Annotated in this window: 2 pseudogenes; one reads left to right on the top strand and one right to left on the bottom strand. The window is 67.6% G+C overall.

The features are described from left to right. Positions 1 to 94: 94 nt before the first annotated feature. Positions 95 to 690, top strand: a pseudogene (locus tag BJF81_RS12920) (ISL3 family transposase); the annotation flags it as partial. Between the two features lie 231 nt (positions 691 to 921). Here the strand turns inward: BJF81_RS12920 and BJF81_RS12915 are convergent. Then, positions 922 to 1303: pseudogene (locus BJF81_RS12915) on the bottom strand (transposase); the annotation flags it as partial.

Genomic DNA, 1303 nt, shown 5'->3' with positions numbered 1-1303 from the left:
CTGAGGAAGGCACGAAGCCAGTCAGAGCATGGGTCACGCCCGTGGCCCACCAGCCACAGCCCATCACCATCAGGCTGCGAAGGGAATCCTCACAGTCAGGGCACGCCTGCTCGACCTCGTCCAGGGCCGCACCCGGGCCGCCTACGCCGACTGGCTGGAGGCCTGCGGCGAGGAGTTCACCGCCGGCGTCGACGTCGCGACCCTCGACCCCTTCCAGGGCTACAAGAGCGCGATCGACGACGAACTGGCCGACGCCACCGCTGTCCTGGACGCCTTCCACGTCGTCGCGCTGGGCACCAAGTGCGTGGACGAGGTCCGCCGGCGGGTCCAGCAGGACACCACCGGGCACCGCGGCCGCAAGGGCGACCCGCTGTACGGCATCCAGAACATCCTGCGAGCCGGCGCGGAGAACCTCACCGACAAGCAGCGCGGGCGGATCGAGCGGGCCTTCGCCGCCCACGCCGAGCACGAGAAGGTCGACCTGACCTGGCAGTGCGCCCAGCAGCTGCGCGCCGCGTACAAGCAGTCCGACAAGGCAGAGGGCCGCAAGATCGCCGAACGCATCGTCGACTCCTTCCCCTCCTGCCCGATCCCCGAAGTCGCCCGCCTCGGCCGGACGCTGCGCAAGTGAAGGAAGCGTTCCTGGCCTACTTCGACACCGGCGCCACCAACGGCGGCACCGAAGCCATCATTATCTGGAGCCCGCCGCAGGCGTCCTCGACGTCACTGACGGCGTCTTTTCACTCCGTCGTAGACACGTTATCTGGAGCTTGTCTCGACGGTGCCGACCGACCTCCCCCTGGTCTTGGCTGGCTTTTCGTCTATCGATCTGCACGGCCAGACCACGTCAACGACATGTCTCCGACGTAGACCCGCTGCTCGAACAGTCATGTCCACCCGGTGCTCCAGATAACGGGCTCTTCACAATCCAGGGTGTAGTTGGGGTCTGAATCCGCCGGTCTCCAGGAGTGCTCGGGCGATGTAGTGGGTGAGGTTGCGGAAGCCGAGGGCCAGGCCGCGCAGGTGCTCAAGGCGACCGTTCACGGCTTCGGTGGGCCCGTTGCTGGTGCGGGGCCGGTCGAAGTAGGCCAGGACGTCGCAGACGCGTCTGGCCAGGGTGCGGCCGAGCGTGCGCAGCTCGACCAACGGTCTGGGCACGCCCTGGGTGAGGGCGTCGATGACCGAGTTCATCTCGGTGCGGCCGCCGCCCGGTCGGGGTCTCGGTAGGCGGAGATCATGCGCTGGTAGATGCCCCAGGTGAGCTCGACCTGCAGGTGCCGGTCGCCGGTGAAGAGCTTGTCGA

This window comes from Ornithinimicrobium sp. CNJ-824, from assembly GCF_001942405.1.
GTDB lineage: Bacteria > Actinomycetota > Actinomycetes > Actinomycetales > Dermatophilaceae > Ornithinicoccus > Ornithinicoccus kibberensis.
The sequence above is the reverse complement of the archived record's forward strand: the minus strand, read 5'-3'. Positions and strand labels throughout refer to the sequence as shown.